Raw genomic sequence first — 20186 nt, 5'->3', positions numbered from 1 at the left:
GGCCGACCGAAGCTTCCGGGGAGCGTTTACCGTGTCGTATTCAGAAGATCTCCGCTCCGCCGCGCTGTCGTTCCACCGCAACCCGCGTCCCGGCAAGCTCGAAATTCAGCCAACAAAACCGCTCGCCAACCAGCGCGACCTCGCGCTTGCCTATTCACCGGGCGTTGCGGCAGCCTGCGAGGAGATCGTCGCCGATCCCGCGGAAGCCGCAACGCTGACCGGCCGGGCCAATCTAGTCGCCGTGGTATCGAACGGCACAGCCGTGCTCGGTCTTGGTAATATTGGGCCGCTCGCCTCCAAGCCCGTCATGGAAGGCAAGGCGGTCCTGTTCAAGAAGTTTGCCGGCATCGACGTGTTCGATATCGAGATCGCTGCCGATACCATCGAGCGCGTGGTGGAGACGGTCGCGGCGCTGGAGCCGACCTTCGGCGGAATCAACCTTGAGGACATCAAGGGGCCCGAGTGCTTCGAAATCGAGGAGCGGCTGAAGGCCCGGATGAAGATTCCGGTCTTTCATGACGACCAGCACGGCACCGCGATCATCGTCGCTGCCGCCATCACCAACGCGCTGTTGCTGAATGGCAAGGCGCTCGAAGAGGTCAAGATCGTCGCGTCAGGCGCGGGGGCGGCCGCTATCGCCTGTCTCAATCTGCTGGTGTCGATGGGCGCGCAGCGCAAAAACATCTGGGTTTGCGATATCGACGGCGTTGTTTACGACGGCCGCAATACCCGAATGGACAAGTGGAAAGCGGTTTATTCGCAGAAGACCGACAAGCGCAAGCTGGCGGAAGCGATTGCGGGCGCGGATGTGTTTCTGGGCGTCTCGGCCGGCGGCGTGTTGACGCCGGAGATGGTCGCGCAGATGGCGGATAAGCCCCTGGTGCTGGCGCTCGCCAATCCTGTTCCGGAAATCATGCCGGACGAGGCGCGCAAGGCGCGGCCGGATGCCATGATCTGCACTGGACGTTCCGACTTTCCTAATCAGGTGAACAACGTCCTGTGCTTTCCCTTTATCTTCCGCGGCGCTCTCGACGTCGGCGCCACCGCGATCAACGAGGATATGAAGCTAGCCGCTGTCGATGCCATCGCCCGGCTAGCCCGCGAACCGCCGTCCGACGCCGCTATCCGATTTGACAGCGAAACTCATGGTTTCGGACCGGGCTCTTTGATTCCCAGTCCATTCGACCCCCGCCTGATCCTGCGCATCGCGCCCGCCGTCGCGAGGGCTGCCATGGCTTCGGGAGTTGCGACGCGGCCGATCACGAATTTCGACGAGTACCACGCGCGGCTTGAACGCTTTGCCTTCCGGTCCGGCCTCGTCATGAAACCAGTATTTGCGAAGGCAAAGAAGCAGCCGTTTCGGGTGATCTACGCCGAGGGCGAGGATCTGCGTGTGCTGCGAGCCACTCAAGAGGTGCTTGAGGAGCAACTGGCCCGCCCGATCCTGGTCGGTCGCCCGTCCGTGGTGGAGACGCGTCTCAGGCGTCTCGGTCTCGCGATCAAGGCGGGCAGGGATTTCGATCTGATCAACCCCGAGGACGATCCCCGCTACCGAGCATATGTGCAGTCCTACATCGATGTTGCCGGCCGGCACGGCGCGACGCCGGACGTCGCACGGACGACGATCCGCACCAATGCGACCGTAATAGCGGCGCTCGCGGTGGTGCGAGGCGAAGCCGATGCGATGCTGTGCGGCGTTGAAGGCAGCTATATGCGGCACCTCCGGCACATTCGGGAGATCATCGGGTATCTGCCCGGGGCAAGCGACTTCGCCGCGCTATCGCTGATGATCACCGGCAAGGGCGCCTATTTCATCGCGGATACGCAGGTGCGCCCAAACCCGTCCGCTGACGAACTCGCGGACATCGCATCCCAGGCTGCCGTCCATGTGCAGCGCTTCAACATCACGCCGAAGATCGCTTTCGTGTCGCATTCCGATTTCGGCAGCTACGATACGGAATCCTCGCGCAAGGCGCGTCGAGCGACCGAACTGTTCATCGCCCGTCATCCCGATATCGAGGCTGACGGTGAAATGCAGGGCGATACCGCCTTGTCGGAGTCCGCACGACAACTGATCTTGCCGCATTCTCGGTTAACCGGCGTCGCCAACGTTCTAATTCTGCCCAACCTCGATGCAGCGAACGCCGCCTATCAGATGATCAAGGTGCTCGGCAGCGGCCTGCTTGTCGGACCTATCCTGATCGGTCCCGCGCATCCCGCCCACATTTTGACCCCGTCAGTGACGGCGCGCGGGATCCTCAACATGACAGCCATTGCGGTGGTCGAGGCGCAAGAGCGCGCGATCCGCTCTTAGGTGCGTGCGTTAAGCGGTTTAATCCGAGGAGGATGAGGTTGCGAAGCTTCAGTATTCCCGGAGAGGCCAGATGACCGCCACACGAATGCGAGCGGAATGCTCATTTGTGCCGCCCGTTCGTGTGTGCTGACGTGGGTGATATTAACTTCTACGGTTGCATTGCTCAGAATGACTCTGTCGCAAGACGGCGCATTCTGCGAAGTTTATCGTTTTCTTTTGCTGCCGATTGTGAGGATCACTCCGCTTCGCCAACATATGGTGAAACGACTCTCGATCAATGCATTTGAAATGGTGAAGCCGTGGGAAAAAGCAGTGCCGCTATCATTGATTTTCAACCTTATCTGGAGCGGCGCAGGCGCGCAGCGAAATCCGGAGAGGCTTGTGGTCTGTCATCGGCCAGCCAATTCAACATCCCGTTCGTTCTTCCGTTTATGTGGCTGACGGTGCCTGTCGTCTTCGTTGGGTTCCAAACATGGATATCAAGGCCCAGATCTACGGAGTCCAGCCCGATCATCGCATGAGCAAACTAGACACGAGCCAGATTTACCATCAAGGCGATGGAGGCGGTCTGGATTGCATTGAACTGCCGGTGATTGTCGGAAAGAATTTGCGCCGCATCCGGTTACGGCAAGGCTTGTCGCTTGAGCGGTTGGCCAAGCAATCGGGCGTGAGCCGCGCTATGCTTGGCCAGATCGAAACGGGCAAGAGCACGCCGACCATCGGTCTGCTTTGGAAAATATGCACCTCGCTCACCGTTCCGTTCGCTAGCCTGATCGCCATTGGCAATCCCGAAGGAATCATCGTTCTGCGGCGCGATGGATCGAAACTGTTGTCATCCAATCAGGGACAGTTCACCTCCCGGGCTCTGTTTCCGTTCGATAGCGAACGACGAACTGAGTTCTATGAACTCCGGCTCGCTCCACTCTATTGCGAAAACGCCGAAGCTCATGCGGCAGGGACACGCGAGAATCTGGTCGTTGCCAAAGGGTCTGTCGAAATCGCCGTCGGATCGGCGCGGCCAACGACTCTGAGAGAGGGAGACGCCATGCTGTTCGAGGCGGACGTTCCGCACGCATACCGCAATCTCGGCACAGACGAGGCAGTTCTGTATCTCGTGATGACCTATGCGCAGATGATCGGCTGACGCTGGCACAACCCCGCGATATTTACGGCCACCACTCGCCCAGCCTGAAACAAAAACAAGGGCAGGATCAGCCAGCCCTTGTTCGAACTCAACCGGACCGTTCGATATCGTCAGGCTGCCTTGGCCGGCATGACGCACATCATCGCCATCCCGCCGCAACACATCATCATGGGCATGCCGTTGTTCGCCATGTTCATCATGTTTTGGCAGCACTGCATGAACATGTCCTTCATCGACGCGTCCATGGGTGTCATCTCGCAAGTCATGCCATTGGCCGTCATTGTGCAAGTCATCTGGCACATCATGGTCGGCATCGCCATCATACCGTTCATTGGCATCATGCCGCCCATCGGCATCATGCCATTCATCATCATGGGCGCCGCGCCGCCCATCATGGGCATCATCATCTGCATGGCTGGATTCATTTTCTATCCCTTCAAGAGGCGAATGATCTCTAACTATCGAGCCAGATGGTAGATAATCCTAACTTGAGCCTCAATTAGAGATTGTTCGCGCTGTTCGCTTTCCTCCAATAAGGTGCCGGACTCTCCAATACAGTAGCCGGGTCCGCTATGATAACGGCAGCTCCTCCGTAATGTTAGACAAGCCCGGCCACTGAGAGGATGAAGCGTCTTGCGGGAAATCTACTCTGTCAAACGCGGCGCCATGCTGTAACGCGAACGTCGTTCTCCGCATCGAGAATCCGGACCTCGCTAGGCTGAAGTCCATGTGCCGCCAACACAGCTTGAGGAGAACTATCGGGGACGCCGGGAAAGCAGCCTTCGCCTCCGGGTAACCTCACGTGCGGAGCTTCCGACAGCCAGAACGTATCATAACGATCGAGAAACATTTCGAATACTGAAGGTCCACCGATGATCGCGGCCACTCCGTCGCGCACTCCGGCATGAGCGCAGGCGTCCTCGAACGACGCGCCAGCGGGATTCCATAAGGTAGCCTTTTCGTTTTCGGGATCACGTTCAAGAGCGGCTACGCGGCGGGTTAGTCTAACCCTTTTGCGCAGCGGCGAGTTGGGCTGATCCTCGAACGAATTGCGTCCATGAACGACGACGTCCGCATGATCCAGTCCTGCGGTGAAAAACTCAAGATCGCCCCTGAATTTCAGCGCTTGCGGCATCACATGGCTCGCATCGGCGAGCATTCCGTCCGCCGACACGATGACATAGCCCTCGATGCGAAGCATAAGCCTTTCCGGATCGTCGCGCGTTATTCGGAGATCGTCTGGACGACGCTGTTGACCGGCCGGGAACTCACGGTCGGCAGCTTGGTATCCTTCTTCAGTTCCTCGTCGTATTGCGCGAGCGTCTCGATCGGCGCCTTTGCCTTCATCTGCACGACTTTGTATCCACCGGCCTTCAGCCTGCGCAAAACCTCCGGCAGCGCCTCGGCGGTATGCTTCTGGAAGTCGTGCATCAAAATGATACCCTTGCCGACCTTGTCGAGCTTCTTGAAGATGTTGTCGACCACCTGTTGAGCCTTGTGCGACTTGAAGTCGAATGAGTCGACGTCGCAGGAAAAGATCGCGATATTGCGCTCGCCAAGGTAGGTCACCATCTCTGGCGGATGCTGTAGCGCAGGGAAACGGAAAAACGGGGCAGGAGCAGCCTCAAGCGCCCATTTGACGGCGCTGAATCCCTTCTCGATCTCGTCCTTGCGCTGCGCCTCGGACAGCTTCTTGTTGTTGAGATTAGCGTGCGACCATGTGTGCGAGCCGACCGTGTGTCCGGCGGCGGCGACATTCCGCAGGATCTCGGGATGGTAGGTCGCGTGCTTGCCGATCGAGAAGAAGATTCCGGTGGTGCACTGATCGGCAAGCGCCTTCAGCACGGCAGGCGTATTTCCGGGCCACGGACCATCATCAAACGTCAGCACCACTTCCTTGTCGCGCAGGAAGTCGAGTTGCTTGAAATGCTCGAATCCGAAGCCAGGACCACCGGTCGTATCAATTTGGACCACGCGGGCAACACCGAGTGCGTCGGGGCTTCCGTTACAGGCGACCTGCACTCCGCTTGCCCGCGCGGGAACCGGCGCGGCCGCATTCTGGACTCCCTTGGGTGCGGGCGTCTGCGACCAGGCGACCGTGGTCGCACACAACGAAACCGCGCCTGCAAAGATCAGCCCTGTCGTCATGCGCATCTCGATCACCTCAAAGGTTATCGCGGTTGAATCGCCCGCTTTCTCATTCTAGCGCAGCTACAGACGACCCCTTCCACGGAAACGGCATTTATCCCCAGTTGGGCTGCTTCCTCTGATACCGCCGTGTACGCGACCATGGCAATAGCGCCGAGCGAAAGCCCGAGCAATTGAACCGCCACTTTATCGCAGCCCGACGATGAAGTCGGTGCCTTCACCGGTTTCGCTGCCTGCAATACTCTGATCGGAGACAATGATGGAGTCTCCCGTTGAAAAGGCAATAGCGATTTGCGCCATGACGTTCTCAGGGATGGAGATGCGGTTCAACGCGTCGGTGGCGCTATCCGGAACAGGGGTCGGCCTGACCGTTGCGTTGACCACGGTCGTTTTCTGGCCGGACCGACCTTTGAGAACGTGAACTCGGTCGGCGCGACGCTCCAGCGCCGGGAGCGACACGACCGACCAGCGGAAGTCAGCCTTGCTGTCCTTGGCGACTTCCGCGGTGAACACGTGTGTTCCCAAAGGCCGATCGCTCGCGGCGATCGTGATGGGAGCATCGAATATCGGCGTAAAGTTCTGCCGCACATAGATCTTGCTGTCCTTGCCGCTGACAAAGACCGCGATCCGTCCGCTCCGCTTCAGTGCGGAGATCGCCGCGAGTTCAGCCTTCTCCGCACTCGCAGGAGAGGTTTGCGGTTGATCCTCCGACCCTGCGGGGATTTCGGCGGGGGAAACCACCGTATCGCTGACAGGGTTGGCCGCCGCCGTTACCGTGACGTCGGTGTCCCCCGTGTTGCCTGAATCTCCCTTGATCGGCTCGGCGGCCGCCGCCTCAGGCGTCGCAGTGATGGATCCACCGGTCGCAGGCAAACCGGATGTAAGCGATGAAACTTTGACTTGCGACATCGCGGCGTTGGCGTCGGCTTTCACCTCGGCCGGCACGGGCTCTGGCCGACGGCTTATCAGCACAGGGTGCGAAAAATCAGCGGGCGTCACCTCGTCAGGAGTGATGATGACTCGAGCGCCGATCCTGGTCCAATTCCACATCTTCACTGCGAAGTCCAAGGGCATTCGGATGCATCCGTGCGACGCAGGATAACCTGGAAGCGCGCCCGCGTGCATCGCGATGCCAGACCAGGTGATGCGTTGCATGTAGGGCATTGGCGCGCCGCTGTAGATATTCGAGCGATGCCATTTTTGCTTTTGAATGACGCTGAAAACACCCATTGGAGTTCCGTGGCCGCTCATTCCAGTCGACACCGGGGTTTCGGCGAAAAAGCCGTTGGCGTCATAGATCTTGAGCATTTGCCGCCGGATTGAAATGGCAATGATGATGGGGCCATTTGGCTTCCGCGTGACTTTAGCCGCCGATTCTGGCTTTGGGAGCCGGCGATGTTTAGCTCCATGCGCCTGCGGCCTCGTGACGGGCGGCGGGGGAGATCCTTCGTTAAAAAAGTCCGGATAATCGTCCTGCCAGAAGATCTGGCTGCGCGCGGGTGATACAAGTCCGGTCAGGACGGCGATCAGCAGTCCAATCCCGAGGCGTACCGACCAAGGATATGTACCCACGCAAACCGAGGGAACATTGGCGGTCCACCGCATCGTGCGCAGGAAGGACAGATATTCACTCACGCCTTTGTCCTCGAATCATGGTTCAGATTTAGCGCTTCCGACTTCACTTCCTACCGGTCTGTGTCGGTTTTCCGGCTGGCTTCCTTTAAATAATGCAAAATCCTTCACACGAATCTAATTCTCGGCTCGCTCGGCGGTCGAGATCTTTTCTCGGGAACTTGAAGAACTTACATAGGTCGGACTCAGCAAACGGAGCTACCTGATGACATTTCGAGCTCAGATTCATGATGAGAAGCGCCGAACGGCTCGGACCTTTTTGGCCTTCATCGTCCTTACGGTGGCGGTGTTCGCCGGAACATACGCCCATGCAGCAGACGAGCCCGATCTGATCTTTCGTCGCTCGACGGTTTTCAAGCTGCTGACACCGAATGACAAGCTTGCGACGTATGGCGTCGATGATCCTGAGATCGAAGGCGTTGCTTGCCATTTCACGTTACCCGAGAAGGGCGGCATCAAGGGGTGGCTTGGAGTGGCGGAGGAAGTCTCGGATATTTCGCTGTCGTGTCGCCAGATGGGGCCGATTCGCTTCAAGGAAAAGATGAAGCAGGGCGAAGACATGTTCCGGCAGCGGCGCTCGCTGCTGTTCAAGAAGATGCAGATCGTGCGGGGCTGTGACGCAAAACGAAACGTGCTGGTCTATATGGTTTATTCCGACCGAGTGATCGAGGGCTCGCCACAGAATTCGACGTCCTCAGTACCGATCATGCCCTGGGGCGCTTCGGACACCACCATCCAGAAATGCGGGGATTTCATTTCCGATTAGAGTCACGTTCGAAGGCGATGTTAATGCGACGGAGGTACGCATTCACCGCTTTGAGCCGACCCGCGATATGCACTTGCGTGCCGGAACAACGCCGGCCGGGGTCAGTTTCGTACCGGAGATTTCCTTAATCTGCCCCGCCGGACAAGATCCATCATCGACAAGAATGCGTTCGCCCAGCCGCAGATTGACGACGTCGGTCTCTCGCGCAACTTGCGAAGCGTGTGCGGCGGGCGCCGCAATGCTCAGTGTGACAACTATCAAAAAAAGCAGGTCGCAACTTTTCGGCATCTGGTATCCTTCTTAGCAGCGACAATTCGCATTCTCGTAACACGATTTTCAGCGCTGCGAAGAACGTCAGCAGGCAGTCGGAAGAATAGTGCGGTTTGCAGCTAAGCTAATCTCGACTCGACTCGCGTCATAATCGCCTGTCGTTGGCAAATCTGCGAACTACGCGGCGCTCGACCACGACCGAGCGCAACGCGCCCTGCTCACCCGCAATCACGCGCGTCGTAGGCGACCGCGTAACAGCACGAGCGGTCTTCTTGACCTCTGCGTGAACGACATCGAACGGCATTCCAATCAGCGATGCCGCAATCTCCGCCTGCGAGTCGAGATCGTCGGTGATCCCCATGGCCGCGAAGATGGCTTCCTCCAACGTGGGAGGATCGTGGCGAACCCGCCGGATGCCAAATTTTGTATGCCAGCCTTCGCTCATCGTTCGCCTCAATGGTTGGGCAAACTCAGCCCATGAAAATTGACGTGAAACGCCTCAACGCGACATGACCGTGGTCGTTCAAAGAACGACGGTTCTTCGAACCATTGTCTCCGGCATCCGCACTTTTCGATTCAAAAAGAAGCGGAAAGTACAATCAAACCTCATCCTGCTTTAGGTCAGGAGACTCGGTATGCACTCATACGGGATCTAAAGTGGCAAAACAGCTATGCATTTTGACGCGCTTTGCACATTGCCAAGTTGCGCATAAAGCAACATGCGACATGCAGCCGCGCTTTGCCTTAAAGACCCTGCATGGGGTTCTGACTTGCCCGGGGGTTATTCGGCGATCGGTACTACTTCGGATGGCCCCTGAGGCCATCGCTTCAGCGCGGTTCTGCCGGCGTCGGTCAAGGCATAAATTCCACGCTCAATGCGGTCGAACCATCCATAGACATTGTGAAGGAGGATTTTTCCGGCATCCGGAGCTTCCACTCTGAGATCCCGCACGCGGCATGGACCGGTAGCCATTGCGGCTGCGCAAACCAGTGCCTGCTGGCGATACGCTGTCATGATCGGCGTCCGCGTGCTGCCGCCGGCAACTGGATCGCCCTTGCGGCGTTGGTGCTCTATGACCAGCCGAGAGCGCTTCTTGGGATTGCGGCGCGGACTGACAGCGGAGGGCGCCACCAGCACTTCAACGCTCCCTTGGTGTGTCACCCCGAGCATTCCGAACCCTAGCCGCCGGCACAGGTTCCGATAGCGCGCGTCGCTCTCGCGTCCCTTGCCGTTCATCGACAGCCTGGCGGCAAGCCAGACCTCATCGCATGCGCCTGCGCGCTCGACGCCTTGAAGAATGAGTTCCAGATTGAAACTCAGTTTCAGCTCGCCGATCACGACGATCGGCGGATCATCGCCGCTGAGCGCAACCAGATCGCAGCCGCCGACTTCGCCCTTAACAGTGAAGCCAAGGCTTTCAAGATGACGTTTGACCGGAAGATAAAGCGAGGTTTCCACGTTGCACGCTCAGGCCGACTCAACGGCCCGGATCTTATCAGTCGGTCGGCTAAGTCGGCGACCCTGGAAGGCTTTTGAACAGGCCGAGCCGAAGATCTTTGGCACAATAGATCATATCGCCGTCAACGCTTACCGTGCCGTCGGCAATTGCCATCACCAGCCTCGAACGCCTCACCCGTTTGATGTCCACCGTGTAGGAAAGCCTGCGCGCATGCGGCAGAATCTGACCTGCAAATTTCAAATCGCCGAGACCGAGGGCACGAGCTTTCACATTCCGGTCGCGGCCAAGCCAGACCAGATAAAATCCCACCATCTGCCAAAGCCCATCGAGACCAAGACAGCCGGGCATCACCGGATCGTTCTGAAAGTGGCATTGGAAGAACCAGAGGTCCGGTTTGATATCGAGCTCAGCGCGCACCAGTCCGCGCCTGTATTTTCCGCCGCCTTCCGTGATTTCCGTGATGCGATCGAACATCAGCATCGGCGGTAATGGCAGTTTGGGTTCGCCAGGACCGAACATCTCGCCACGGCCGCAAGCCAGCAAATCCTCGTAGGAATAGCTGCTGCGGCCAGGCATCTGCTGATCCCTGTAGAAAACCCTAGGGCTGGGAACTTCTTATCGTCGCTACCATAGATAGCATAACTGCCATAATTACACGCCACAAGAGAAATGCAAGAGTCGAAGAACCGTAGGTTACTAAAAACCCGGTTAGACCGTTTGCAAGAGGAGAAGGTCGCGTTCAGACGCGTCCACGCACCGGTAGTAGCGCGCCGGTGACTCCGCTTGCCGCATCGCTTGCCAGAAACAGAATGACATTCGCTAGTTCCTGCGCCGTCACCCACGTCGCGAAATCCGCTTTGGGCATGTCCCTGCGGTTGGCTGGCGTGTCGATCGTCGAGGGCAGGACGGCATTGACGGTCACCTTGCCTTTCAACTCGGAGGCAAGCGCTTCGGTCAGCCGATGCACGGCCGCTTTCGACGCAGCATAGGCGCCCATGCCAGCGCCGGCCTGTAATGCTCCGGTCGCGCCGATGTTGACGATACGTCCGGCGCCGGATGCAACCAGATGCGGGATCGCGGCCCGCGAGGTGTTCAGCGCGGTCGTCACGTTGATCGCGTAGAGGTGCTGCCATGTTTTGGAGTCGCCGTCCGCGATAGTTTCGAACGCGAATGCACCGGCGATATTGACGAGGGCATCTAGCCGGCCGAAATGCGCAGCCGCCGCATCCACGGCCCGCAAGGCTTGTTCTGGGTCGGTCAGATCGACGCCGTCGAACTCGATCCGGTCAGCGGTAGCACCGCCGTTTACAGCAGCGCGGTCGATGCCGGCCACCTTGGAGCCGCGCGCGATGGCGGCGTCCGCGACGACCTTGCCAAGTGCGCCGGAGCATCCAGTGATGACGATGACCTTTCCATGCATTGAAGGAGCCTCCAGCTCGGATTGGCTGTAGATGAGGAGGGCAGGGCGTCAACCCTGCTTCACGAGCTTGTCCTGCGTCCGGGTGGTGAAGTCGGAGGCGTCGTGACGCTCGTGAAGCTGGCTTGCGGGATCACCGGATGTGCGGTTGACGATGCGGCCGCGCTTCACCGCAGGCCGAGCGGCGATCTGCGCGGTCCAGCGTTGCACGTTCTTGTAGCTTTGGACGTCGAGGAAGGTGGCACTGTCGCCGTAGAGCCTGCCCTCGGCCAGGCCGCCATACCATGGCCACACCGCGATGTCGGCGATGGTATATTCAGTACCGGCAAGATATTCATTGTCCTTGAGCCGCCGGTCCAGCACGTCCATTTGCCGCTTCGTTTCCATCGCGAAGCGATTGATGGCGTATTCGATTTTCTCCGGCGCATAGTTGTAGAAATGCCCGAAGCCGCCGCCGAGATAGGGCGCGCTGCCCATCTGCCAGAATAGCCAGGACAGGCATTCCGCGCGCGCCGCCGTTGCCCTCGGAATGAAATCGCGGAACTTTTCCGCAAGATGCAGGAGGATCGCGCCGGACTCGAACACGCGGAGCGGCTCGGGTCTCGAGCGGTCAATCAGGGCCGGTATCTTCGAATTCGGATTGACCTCGACAAAGCCCGAGCCGAACTGCTCGCCGTCGATCTGGATCAGCCACGCGTCATACTCCGCGCCTGGATGCCCGCGCGCGAGCAGCTCCTCGAACATGATCGTGACCTTCTGGCCGTTCGGCGTTCCTCGCGAATAAAGTTGAAAGGGGTGTTTGCCGACGGGCAGCACCTTTTCGTGAGTCGCGCCTGCGGTCGGACGGTTGACGGACGCGAATCTGCCGCCATTCTCCTTGTCAAAGGTCCAGACTTTGGGCGGCGTGTAGGGGGCGTCGGTCATCAAGAGGCACTCCGGAAGAGCGAGTATGCTAAGGAAAAAAGGCAGGATACCGCAGCTAGTTAGGCCTGAATGCGAACGGCCGCAAGCGGTGGACGCAACTGGAAAGCTCTGTCGCATTTGATCGGCATCCTGGAAGGAACGCTGGCGTGCATCAGGTGTTTTGAGGACGAACAATGAAATCAGCACGCTCCAGCCAGATGAACCGAGCCATTCTCGCGATCGACATCGGGGGGTCCCACGTCAAAATGATGACCAGCAAGGACCGCATCAAACGCGAATTCGAATCTGGCCCCGATCTCACGGCAAAGCAGATGGTGCGCAAGGTCAAGGCGCTGACGAAGGATTGGTCCTACGACGTCATTTCGATCGGCTATCCCGGCCCGATCTGCGGCAATCGCCCGCTGCGCGAGCCCTTCAATCTCGGCGAGGGGTGGAAGGGCTTCGACTTTCAAAAGGCGTTCGGCAAACCGGCCAAGGTCGTCAACGACGCGCTGATGCAGGCGCTCGGCGGATATCGCGGCGGGCGGATGCTGTTTCTGGGGCTCGGCACCGGGCTTGGCTCGGCGATGATTGTAGATGGCGAACTGGAGCCGATGGAATTGGGCCACCTGCCATATCGCAAAGGAAAGACCTACGAGGACTACGCGGGTGAGGCCGGACGGCAACGCCGCGGCAACAAGAAATGGCGCAAGCACGTCACCGATATCGTGATGCAACTCACGGCCGCGCTCGAACCGGACGAGGTGCTGATCGGCGGCGGCAATGTCGCGCATCTCGACAAGCTGCCGCCGAAATCGCGCCGTGGCGATAATGCCGATGCGTTCGAGGGCGGGTTCAGGCTGTGGGGAGAGGATGACAAGGGCCACACCCGCCGCGCATCCGAAGACGATCCGCAATATAAAATCAAAAGCAACAAGACCGGTCGCATCGCAGCCCGCAAGGGCAGCGCGCTTGAGCACGCGGGCAGGTGAGGACACAACGGCGCGGCGTTCGAGGATTTGAATGGTTACGCCGCCGCCGAATGCTTATGATCGGCTCATGTCGCGCCTCCTGTGTTTATCGATTGTCATCCTCCTTCTGCCGCTGCCGTGGGTTTCCGCGGAGGCGGCGCACCGACATGGAAAACACCCGCATCCCCCGCACACCTACGGCTTTCTGCCGGGGTATCATCAGCCGCTGAACAACGCGGCTCCGCTGTTCAAGCAGGAGGCATCGGTGCTACGCAATGCGCGCCGTGAGCAGCGTCATTGGTATATCGGGCCGACGCCGCACTATTACTGGTATGGCACACCGTATTATTTCGGCCGGCCCGGATTCTATCGCGGCCGCTACAACGGCGGCAGCATCGGCCCGTGCTGGACGCAGACGCCGATCGGACCGGTGTGGACCTGCGGGTGAGTGTGCGCTAGAGCATGATCCCGAAAAGTGGAAACCGGTTTTCGGAAAAGATCATGCTCAAACAAAAGGATAAGCGACGAGTCTGATTCAACGCAGTTGAAACAGACTCTAGGCGCTGACGATGCACGGGGCTTACGGGCCGAGACAACAAAGGTACGAACAATGAATGATTTTCGGGAATGGCGCAGCTCGACGCGAGAATACAACGGGGCGCCGAATATGAGCAAACGCCGCAAGAACATCTACGTGATAGGCGGCGCAGTCCTGCTGGTTGCTTTCTTCGCCGGGTTGGTGGTTATCAAACAGCTCGGCATTTGATGAGGCTGCTGGGCTTGTGAGGTTGTCTGCGCACCGACGCGCCTTTGCCATGGTTGGACGTGAGCCAATCAAGCTTGGAATGGGTTTGCCCAAGGGCAGTTGTCCAACCGCAGGGCGAGTCAGCCGGAGGCGTAACCCGCCATCACGCCATCGAGGAAGAAGTGCGGCGGACTACGTTGCGCTACTCCGCCTGATGCTGGCTAGCCATCGCCGAGATCAAGATCGAGTTGGCCGCCGTAGGCTCGCAAATAAAGTCGATTAAATTCGTTACGATTGTTGGACGCGCGTAAGAGTGCCATGACTCCGCTCATTTGAGAACGAAAGTGCTCTAAGCCAAATCCTTCAGTTAGAAGTTGGTGATGCCGGTATTTGCGCTGGTAGTTGGGCAAGGAGGGATTCATCTCATCAAGCTTGGGCAGGACAGGTTTTGGTAGATGACGATAGATTAGATTGCGGACAAGCTTGCCTGCGTACCTTGGACCGCGATTGCCTGCCTTATGTTGCCAGCCGAACACCCTAAACATCTCTTGGAAAAATTCGACAGGCACGGCCTTCATCCAAGGACGGTGTTCCGGTAAAATATATGCGTCTAGAATCTTCTGAAGAGCCTGCTCTTCGCGATATCTTTGATACCCAGTCGCTTCATCAACAAGCGCGATAATGCCAACGCGAGACAATCCACTCAGCAGCACCTCACATTGATGAGCAATAAAGAGCTGTTGCTCTTGCAGAACTCCCATGCGTGCTGCTGCCACAACAGCTTCGCACAATGCGGGTAGGACCTCCGCAGGAAGAGCATAGGCTTTTGCTCCACTTGGCTTTTTGATTTCAATCGGAGATTCGAGCTTAAGTTGTATATGTCGCGGAATGTTCTGAGCAATACGGTTGCGGGACGCAAACAACTCAAGTCGATTTTTCCCCGCGACCATTGAGCCGCCACTGGCAAACCCCATCGCGCTCTGAATGTCTGAATATAGAAGAACTCTTTCTCCGTCTTCGAGTACGTAACATTCGATGGTGATATCGCCAAGCTTAAGTGGATTGTCGGGAGAACCATACTTCACAGAAACAGATTCCATGTGGTCAATCCTTTAAGATTAGCATCTTGCCTTCAGTGACAGGTTAAATTTGAAAGGGACGGCTTGCAGCCGTCCCCAATACTATTTGCGGTTATACGGGGATTGGTTCGTTGGTTTGAGTGAAATCCCGTTCTCCGAAGCTTTCGCTCGCACAGCGGTCTCCGTGCGACCGAGGTGCAGCCCGATCACGCGCGTTGGCGTATTACCTTTTGCTTCTTGGCGGAGTTGTTTTACCTCGCCGGCCGTCCAAGCTTTGCCTGAGTTCCTGTCGTATTTAGCCATTTGTCTCGTTTTCTGCCCATTGGGCGTTGGAAAACGTTGAGGCTCCGCTGGACGCCGGACTGCAGAATCGCTTAACTGCTCTTGCTACTGAGAGGAAGCTTCTGCTTTCTCGATGCCCCCGTAAGTACCTCAACAGTGCTTCACGGATACCAATGCCGAGGTTTACCTCGGCATTGGTATTTCGAGCGAACGAATCAATTCTACCCATTCTTAGAATATATCGACGGATTCGGCCTTATCGCAGCCCACTTATCCCCATCTTCAATCGACCTATGATGGAGGGCCGCTCTCACTAGCGACCCTTATTTTTTTATCGTCCGCATCACCGCCGACGACAACCGATGCCCTTCGTTCACGAACACCCCGTCGTGCTTCCGCACGTATCGCACTTCATGCAGGTGCCGTTGCGCACCAAGGTGAAGTTGCCGCACTCCGAGCACATCTCACCCTCATAGCCTCTTGCTTTCGCTTCGGCGCGGCGCTCGGCCTTGGTCGGTGCGGTTGCATGCGCGGCGGCGGCCTTGCTTCTTTGCTGCTGTTCCAGCCGCTCGGTCGGCGAGAGGTCGTGCTCGGTCTCCTGCTTCAGCGCGGTTGCACCTTCGAGCGTGTCGCCCACGCGCGAGGAGGAGAGGGCGGTGACGTTGGCCCCTCCGCTCCGACTCTCTCCCGCGAGGGAGGAGGGTGAACCGCCGCGCATGACGACAAGATTATCGGTCCGCGAGCGGGTCAGGCCCTTCGACACGTAGCGGGTGGCATGCTGGCCTTCCGGCGTCTTGCCTTCGGCCACACCCTTGCCGAGTGCGTCAAAGCCGGTCTCCGACGGATCGACGTGGGCGAGGTCGTAGCGGCTCATGTAGCTGACCGCGAGTTCGCGGAACACGTAGTCGAGGATCGAGGTCGCGTACTTGATCGAGTCGTTGCCCTGCACTGGTCCCGCCGGCTCGAAGCGAGTGAAAGTGAAGGCGTCGACATATTCCTCCAGCGGAACGCCGTATTGCAGGCCGAGCGAAACCGCGATGGCGAAGTTATTGATGAAGGAGCGTAGCGCCGCGCCTTCCTTGTGCATGTCGATGAAGATTTCGCCCAGGCGGCCGTCGTCATATTCGCCGGTGCGCAAATAGACCTTATGCCCGCCGACGACAGCCTTCTGGGTGTAGCCCTTGCGGCGGTCCGGCATCTTCTCGCGCTCGCGCAGTACGACGATGCGCTCCACCAATTTCTCGACGACCTTCTCCGCCACCTGCGTGGCGCGCGCGGCCATCGGCTTGTCCATCAGCGCCTCGATCGCGTCGTCGTCACCGTCATCATCGGCGATGAGCTGCGAGTTGAGCGGCTGGGACAGTTTCGATCCGTCGCGATAGAGCGCATTGGCCTTCAGCGCGAGCTTCCACGACAGCAGGTAGGCCGACTTGCAGTCCTCTACCGTGGCGTCGTTCGGCATGTTGATGGTTTTCGAGATCGCGCCCGAGATGAACGGTTGCGAGGCCGCCATCATGCGGATGTGGCTTTCGACCGAGAGATAGCGCTTGCCGATCTTGCCGCAGGGGTTGGCGCAGTCGAACACCGGATAGTGTTCGGCCCTGAGGTGCGGCGCGCCTTCCACCGTCATCGCGCCGCAGATGTGCACGTTGGCGGCTTCAATTTCGCGCCTGCTGAAACCGATCGCCGTGAGCAGGTCGAAGGTCGGCGAGGCGAGGGCGTCGGTATCAACGCCGAGCGTGTCACGGATGAAGTCTTCGCCAAACGTCCATTTATTAAAGGCGAACTTGATGTCGAACGCGGTCGGCAGCGCCTTCTCCACCTTGGCAATGGCCTCGTCGGTGAAACCCTTGGCCTTCAGGGTGGAGACGTTGATACCCGGCGCGTTGGACAGCGAGCCGTGACCAACCGCATAGGCCTCGATCTCGGCGATCTCGCTCTCGCGATAGCCGAGCGCGCGCAGCGCCTCCGGCACCGCGCGATTGATGATCTTCCAGTAGCCGCCGCCGGCAAGCTTCTTGAATTTCACCAGCGCGAAGTCGGGCTCAATGCCGGTGGTATCGCAGTCCATGACCAGACCGATCGTGCCGGTCGGCGCCACCACGGTGACCTGCGCGTTGCGGTAGCCGTGCTGCTCGCCGAGCGCGAGCGCATCGTCCCACGCCCTGGTCGCGTGGGCGATCAGGTCCGCTTGCGGGCAGGAGGCATGGTCGAGCGGCACCGGATTCACCGCGAGCGCTTCATAGCCGTTGGATTGACCGTGCGCGGCGCGGCGGTGATTGCGGATCACGCGCAGCATGTGGCCAGCGTTCTTCTTGTGGCCGGGAAAGACGCCGAGCTCGCCGGCCATCTCGGCGGAGGTCTTGTAGGCGATACCGGTCATGATCGCGGTCAGCGCGCCGCACAGTGCGCGGCCTTCCTTCGAGTCATAGGACAGGCCCATGGTCATCAGGAGGCCGCCGATGTTGGCGAAGCCGAGACCCAGCGTGCGGAATTCGTAAGACAGCTCCGCGATCGCCTTGGACGGGAACTGCGCCATCAGCACCGAGATTTCCAGCACGACGATCCAGAGACGAACGGTGTGCTCATAGGCATCGACATCGAACTGCTTCGAGGCGGTGTCGTGGAACGTCATCAGGTTGGCGGAGGCGAGGTTGCAGGCGGTATCGTCGAGAAACATGTATTCCGAGCACGGATTCGATGCACGGATATCGCCGGATGCCTTGCAGGTGTGCCAGTCGTTCATCGTGGTGTTGAAGTGCAGGCCGGGATCGGCCGAGGCCCATGCGGCGAAGCCGATCTTCTCCCAGAGGTCGCGCGCCTTCAGCGTCTTCGTCACTTTTCCGGTGGTGCGGCCGATCAGATTCCAGTCGCCGTCGGTCTCGACCGCGCGCAGGAAGTTGTCCTTCAGCGACACCGAGTTGTTGGAATTCTGGCCGGAGACGGTGAGATAAGCCTCCGAATCCCAGTCGGTGTCAAAGACCGGGAAGTCGATCTCCTTGTAGCCTTGTCGCGCGAACTGAATGACGCGCTTGATGTAATTGTCAGGGACCAACGCACGGCGGGCGAGCTTGATCTCACGGCGCAGCGCCGGGTTCTTCTCCGGCACAAAGCAATCGTCACCCGAGCCCTCGCAGTTGACGCAGGCGCGCATCACCGCCTTGAGGTGCTTCTGGTTGATCCTGGAGCCGGTGACGAGAGCGGCGACCTTCTGCTCCTCTTTCACCTTCCAATCGATATACTGCTCGATGTCCGGATGATCGGCGTCGACCACCACCATCTTGGCGGCGCGGCGCGTGGTGCCGCCGCTCTTGATGGCGCCCGCGGCGCGGTCGCCGATCTTGAGGAAACTCATCAGGCCGCTGGAACGGCCGCCGCCCGAGAGACGTTCGCCTTCGCCGCGCAGGCGCGAGAAGTTGGAGCCGGTGCCGGAGCCGTATTTGAACAGGCGCGCCTCGCGCACCCACAGGTCCATAATGCCGCCTTCGTTGACGAGGTCATCCTCGATGCCCTGGATGAAGCAGGCATGCGGCTGCGGGTGCTCGTATGACGACTTCGACTTGGTCAGCTTGCCGGTCTTGAAGTCGACGTAGTAGTGGCCCTGGCCGGGGCCGTCGATGCCATACGCCCAGTGCAGGCCGGTGTTGAACCACTGCGGCGAGTTCGGCGCCACCATCTGGCGCGCCAGCATGTAGCGCAGTTCGTCGTTGAAAGCCCGCGCGTCCTCTTCAGAGGTGAAGTAACCGCCCTTCCAGCCCCAATAGGTCCAGCATCCACTGAGCCGATCGAACACCTGCTTGGCCGAGGTTTCACCGACGATGCGTTCGTTCTCGGGGAGGGCGCCGAGCGCGTCGGTATCAGGGACCGAACGCCACAGCCATGAAGGGACCGTTTCCTCCTCGACCTTCTTGAGGCGCGCCGCGACGCCGGCTTTCCTGAAATATTTCTGCGCCAGCACATCGGAAGCGACCTGCGACCACGGTTCCGGCACCTCCACATTCTCGAGGCGAAACACCACGGAGCCATCCGGATTACGGATCTCGCTCGTGGTCAGCCGGAAATCGATCCCGGCATAGGGTGATTGACCGTCCCTGGTATAGCGCCGTTCGAATCGCATTGTTTCGTGCCCCGTAACTGTCCGTCACCGCTTCGGCGGCGTTGGCGGTTTCCATTCGCGGACTCTTGCGCCCGCAGTTCGGCCAGTGGTTCCGGCCCTGTTTGGAAGTCCGATTCCGACCAGAGGACCTGCGGCCCGTGGCTATCTCGGACTCAACGCCTCACATCCCCATTTGCGCCAGTTTCGATCTGGTTTTTGGTGTTCCTGACACCTCGGCTCAGCGCAGACACGTCCGCGCTCCGCTGCCCAAACCGGCGGACGAAGTGCCCATTCTGGAACCTTTCAGGAGCGACCGGCGGAACCCGAAACATACTCGCGCCAACCGAAATCTAAGCTAGGACGACTCCCTTGCGCACGTCAAGGACTAGTGCAGATTCTTGAATCAAATACTAAATATGGTGGAAAGAAGGGAAAACCAAGGGTCGAATCGCGCCTTGGATGACTTCAAGTATCGGTGAGTGTTCACGGATTCCGAAACGGAAAAAGTCTCTGATGTCGTCCCACCGACGAATTTCGCCCGCTGTTCACAAGACAGCTATTTATTGCACGCGAGGGGTTGCTTCAGAGACGCGACTCGCTACGCGCGACCAACCGTTCAGCGGATAAATAGCTAAGGTGTGCCGGGAACGGCAAAGCGAAGAAGATAAAAGAAAAAGGAGCGGTGCTTTTGGCACCGCTCCTGACGGGGCCCATGAAGGGGGCAAGCTAGTTACGGACAGCGATGGCGTTTGCCGTCGTGGCCCAAATAGGTTCCGGAACGCACATCGTATGATTTGAACCGTTGCTGGCAGTAGGAGGCATCCCTGCCAGAGCCGTTGCTTTGGACCGCGGTGGGACCATCATCGTAATAATCGTCATCGCCGTAATATGGGGAGCCGTAGTAGGGGGAAGAGTACGAGTAATAAGGCGATCCCCAACCACCGCCCCAACCCCAACCT

At 59.0% G+C, this 20186-nt stretch carries 20 protein-coding genes; 8 read left to right on the top strand and 12 right to left on the bottom strand.

Annotated elements, in window-relative coordinates:
• Positions 1–31: 31 nt before the first annotated feature.
• The 4 genes from B2M20_RS08365 (at position 32) to B2M20_RS08350 (ending at position 3935) form a co-directional block, all read left to right on the top strand.
• Positions 32–2314, top strand: a complete 2283-nt coding sequence (locus B2M20_RS08365) for an NADP-dependent malic enzyme (protein ID WP_079446614.1) — start codon at positions 32–34, stop codon at positions 2312–2314.
• A gap of 96 nt (positions 2315–2410) precedes the next feature.
• The gene (locus B2M20_RS08360; protein WP_139372867.1) at positions 2411–2755 is read left to right on the top strand and encodes a hypothetical protein; all 345 of its coding nucleotides are present in this window, start codon (positions 2411–2413) and stop codon (positions 2753–2755) included.
• A 76-nt stretch (positions 2756–2831) separates the two neighbouring features.
• On the top strand, positions 2832–3458 hold the full coding sequence (locus B2M20_RS08355) for a helix-turn-helix domain-containing protein (RefSeq protein WP_079446613.1): 627 nt from the start codon (positions 2832–2834) through the stop codon (positions 3456–3458).
• Between the two features lie 120 nt (positions 3459–3578).
• Positions 3579–3935, top strand: a complete 357-nt coding sequence (locus B2M20_RS08350) for a hypothetical protein (RefSeq protein ID WP_420799275.1) — start codon at positions 3579–3581, stop codon at positions 3933–3935.
• Positions 3936–4110: 175 nt separating this feature from the next.
• Here B2M20_RS08350 and B2M20_RS08345 read toward each other — a convergent pair whose 3' ends face one another.
• From B2M20_RS08345 to B2M20_RS08335, 3 genes are all read right to left on the bottom strand, one after another.
• Entirely contained in the window at positions 4111–4659 is a 549-nt protein-coding gene (locus B2M20_RS08345) for a dihydrofolate reductase family protein (protein WP_079446592.1), read from the bottom strand.
• A gap of 23 nt (positions 4660–4682) precedes the next feature.
• Positions 4683–5612: a polysaccharide deacetylase family protein gene (locus tag B2M20_RS08340; protein WP_079446611.1), complete on the bottom strand. Its 930-nt coding sequence runs from the start codon at positions 5610–5612 to the stop codon at positions 4683–4685.
• Positions 5613–5792: 180 nt separating this feature from the next.
• The gene (locus tag B2M20_RS08335; RefSeq protein ID WP_244553468.1) at positions 5793–7241 is read right to left on the bottom strand and encodes a L,D-transpeptidase; all 1449 of its coding nucleotides are present in this window, start codon (positions 7239–7241) and stop codon (positions 5793–5795) included.
• A gap of 202 nt (positions 7242–7443) precedes the next feature.
• Between B2M20_RS08335 and B2M20_RS08330 the strand changes: the two genes are divergently transcribed.
• Positions 7444–8004, top strand: coding sequence for a CreA family protein (locus B2M20_RS08330; RefSeq protein WP_079446591.1), 561 nt, complete (start codon positions 7444–7446; stop codon positions 8002–8004).
• Between the two features lie 42 nt (positions 8005–8046).
• Here the strand turns inward: B2M20_RS08330 and B2M20_RS08325 are convergent, their stop codons facing one another.
• From B2M20_RS08325 to yghU, 6 genes are all read right to left on the bottom strand, one after another.
• Positions 8047–8292, bottom strand: a complete 246-nt coding sequence (locus B2M20_RS08325; protein ID WP_079446590.1) for a DUF6719 family protein — start codon at positions 8290–8292, stop codon at positions 8047–8049.
• 127 nt (positions 8293–8419) lie between these two features.
• Positions 8420–8719, bottom strand: coding sequence for a hypothetical protein (locus B2M20_RS08320; RefSeq protein ID WP_079446589.1), 300 nt, complete (start codon positions 8717–8719; stop codon positions 8420–8422).
• A gap of 336 nt (positions 8720–9055) precedes the next feature.
• On the bottom strand, positions 9056–9733 hold the full coding sequence (locus B2M20_RS08315; RefSeq protein ID WP_079446588.1) for a DUF2161 domain-containing phosphodiesterase: 678 nt from the start codon (positions 9731–9733) through the stop codon (positions 9056–9058).
• A gap of 49 nt (positions 9734–9782) precedes the next feature.
• Positions 9783–10310 carry a bifunctional 3-hydroxydecanoyl-ACP dehydratase/trans-2-decenoyl-ACP isomerase gene (gene fabA / locus B2M20_RS08310; RefSeq protein WP_079446587.1) on the bottom strand — a complete coding sequence of 176 codons (528 nt, stop codon included), beginning with the start codon at positions 10308–10310 and terminating at the stop codon, positions 9783–9785.
• A gap of 163 nt (positions 10311–10473) precedes the next feature.
• Positions 10474–11154 (bottom strand): 3-oxoacyl-ACP reductase FabG, encoded by a 681-nt coding sequence (fabG, locus tag B2M20_RS08305; protein ID WP_079446586.1) that lies wholly within the window; start codon positions 11152–11154, stop codon positions 10474–10476.
• 48 nt (positions 11155–11202) lie between these two features.
• A complete protein-coding gene (gene yghU, locus B2M20_RS08300; RefSeq protein WP_079446585.1) occupies positions 11203–12075 on the bottom strand; it encodes a glutathione-dependent disulfide-bond oxidoreductase in 873 nt (290 codons plus the stop codon).
• Positions 12076–12248: 173 nt separating this feature from the next.
• Between yghU and B2M20_RS08295 the strand changes: the two genes are divergently transcribed.
• The 3 genes from B2M20_RS08295 to B2M20_RS19495 all read left to right on the top strand — a co-directional run bounded on the left by B2M20_RS08295 (position 12249) and on the right by B2M20_RS19495 (position 13791).
• Positions 12249–13046 carry an HVA1 family protein gene (locus B2M20_RS08295; protein WP_079446584.1) on the top strand — a complete coding sequence of 266 codons (798 nt, stop codon included), beginning with the start codon at positions 12249–12251 and terminating at the stop codon, positions 13044–13046.
• Positions 13047–13077: 31 nt separating this feature from the next.
• Positions 13078–13473, top strand: a complete 396-nt coding sequence (locus B2M20_RS08290) for a hypothetical protein (RefSeq protein ID WP_087881139.1) — start codon at positions 13078–13080, stop codon at positions 13471–13473.
• Between the two features lie 162 nt (positions 13474–13635).
• A complete protein-coding gene (locus tag B2M20_RS19495) occupies positions 13636–13791 on the top strand; it encodes a hypothetical protein (protein ID WP_158081515.1) in 156 nt (51 codons plus the stop codon).
• Between the two features lie 200 nt (positions 13792–13991).
• Here the strand turns inward: B2M20_RS19495 and B2M20_RS08285 are convergent, their stop codons facing one another.
• The 3 genes from B2M20_RS08285 to B2M20_RS08270 all read right to left on the bottom strand — a co-directional run.
• Complete coding sequence (locus B2M20_RS08285) at positions 13992–14870, bottom strand: P63C domain-containing protein (RefSeq protein WP_079446583.1); 879 nt, start codon at positions 14868–14870, stop codon at positions 13992–13994.
• A 634-nt stretch (positions 14871–15504) separates the two neighbouring features.
• On the bottom strand, positions 15505–19248 hold the full coding sequence (locus B2M20_RS08275) for a vitamin B12-dependent ribonucleotide reductase (RefSeq protein ID WP_079446581.1): 3744 nt from the start codon (positions 19246–19248) through the stop codon (positions 15505–15507).
• A 709-nt stretch (positions 19249–19957) separates the two neighbouring features.
• On the bottom strand, positions 19958–20186 hold a 229-nt coding region (locus B2M20_RS08270), incomplete at its 5' end, for a BA14K family protein (protein WP_139372866.1).

It is taken from the genome of Nitrobacter vulgaris (genome assembly GCF_002028545.1).
Classification (GTDB): domain Bacteria; phylum Pseudomonadota; class Alphaproteobacteria; order Rhizobiales; family Xanthobacteraceae; genus Nitrobacter; species Nitrobacter vulgaris.
The sequence above is the reverse complement of the archived record's forward strand: the minus strand, read 5'-3'. Positions and strand labels throughout refer to the sequence as shown.

Bases quoted from the DNA above. Each gene is read 5' to 3' on its own strand.
- B2M20_RS08360 (WP_139372867.1), top strand. From the start codon at position 2,411: ATGCTCATTTGTGCCGCCCGTTCGTGTGTGCTGACGTGGGTGATATTA.
- B2M20_RS08355 (WP_079446613.1), top strand. From the start codon at position 2,832: ATGAGCAAACTAGACACGAGCCAGATTTACCATCAAGGCGATGGAGGC.
- B2M20_RS08345 (WP_079446592.1), bottom strand. From the start codon at position 4,659: ATGCTTCGCATCGAGGGCTATGTCATCGTGTCGGCGGACGGAATGCTC.
- B2M20_RS08340 (WP_079446611.1), bottom strand. From the start codon at position 5,612: ATGCGCATGACGACAGGGCTGATCTTTGCAGGCGCGGTTTCGTTGTGT.
- B2M20_RS08330 (WP_079446591.1), top strand. From the start codon at position 7,444: ATGACATTTCGAGCTCAGATTCATGATGAGAAGCGCCGAACGGCTCGG.
- B2M20_RS08325 (WP_079446590.1), bottom strand. From the start codon at position 8,292: ATGCCGAAAAGTTGCGACCTGCTTTTTTTGATAGTTGTCACACTGAGC.
- B2M20_RS08320 (WP_079446589.1), bottom strand. From the start codon at position 8,719: ATGAGCGAAGGCTGGCATACAAAATTTGGCATCCGGCGGGTTCGCCAC.
- fabA (WP_079446587.1), bottom strand. From the start codon at position 10,310: ATGCCTGGCCGCAGCAGCTATTCCTACGAGGATTTGCTGGCTTGCGGC.
- fabG (WP_079446586.1), bottom strand. From the start codon at position 11,154: ATGCATGGAAAGGTCATCGTCATCACTGGATGCTCCGGCGCACTTGGC.
- yghU (WP_079446585.1), bottom strand. From the start codon at position 12,075: ATGACCGACGCCCCCTACACGCCGCCCAAAGTCTGGACCTTTGACAAG.
- B2M20_RS08295 (WP_079446584.1), top strand. From the start codon at position 12,249: ATGAAATCAGCACGCTCCAGCCAGATGAACCGAGCCATTCTCGCGATC.
- B2M20_RS08290 (WP_087881139.1), top strand. From the start codon at position 13,078: ATGGTTACGCCGCCGCCGAATGCTTATGATCGGCTCATGTCGCGCCTC.
- B2M20_RS19495 (WP_158081515.1), top strand. From the start codon at position 13,636: ATGAATGATTTTCGGGAATGGCGCAGCTCGACGCGAGAATACAACGGG.
- B2M20_RS08285 (WP_079446583.1), bottom strand. From the start codon at position 14,870: ATGGAATCTGTTTCTGTGAAGTATGGTTCTCCCGACAATCCACTTAAG.
- B2M20_RS08275 (WP_079446581.1), bottom strand. From the start codon at position 19,248: ATGCGATTCGAACGGCGCTATACCAGGGACGGTCAATCACCCTATGCC.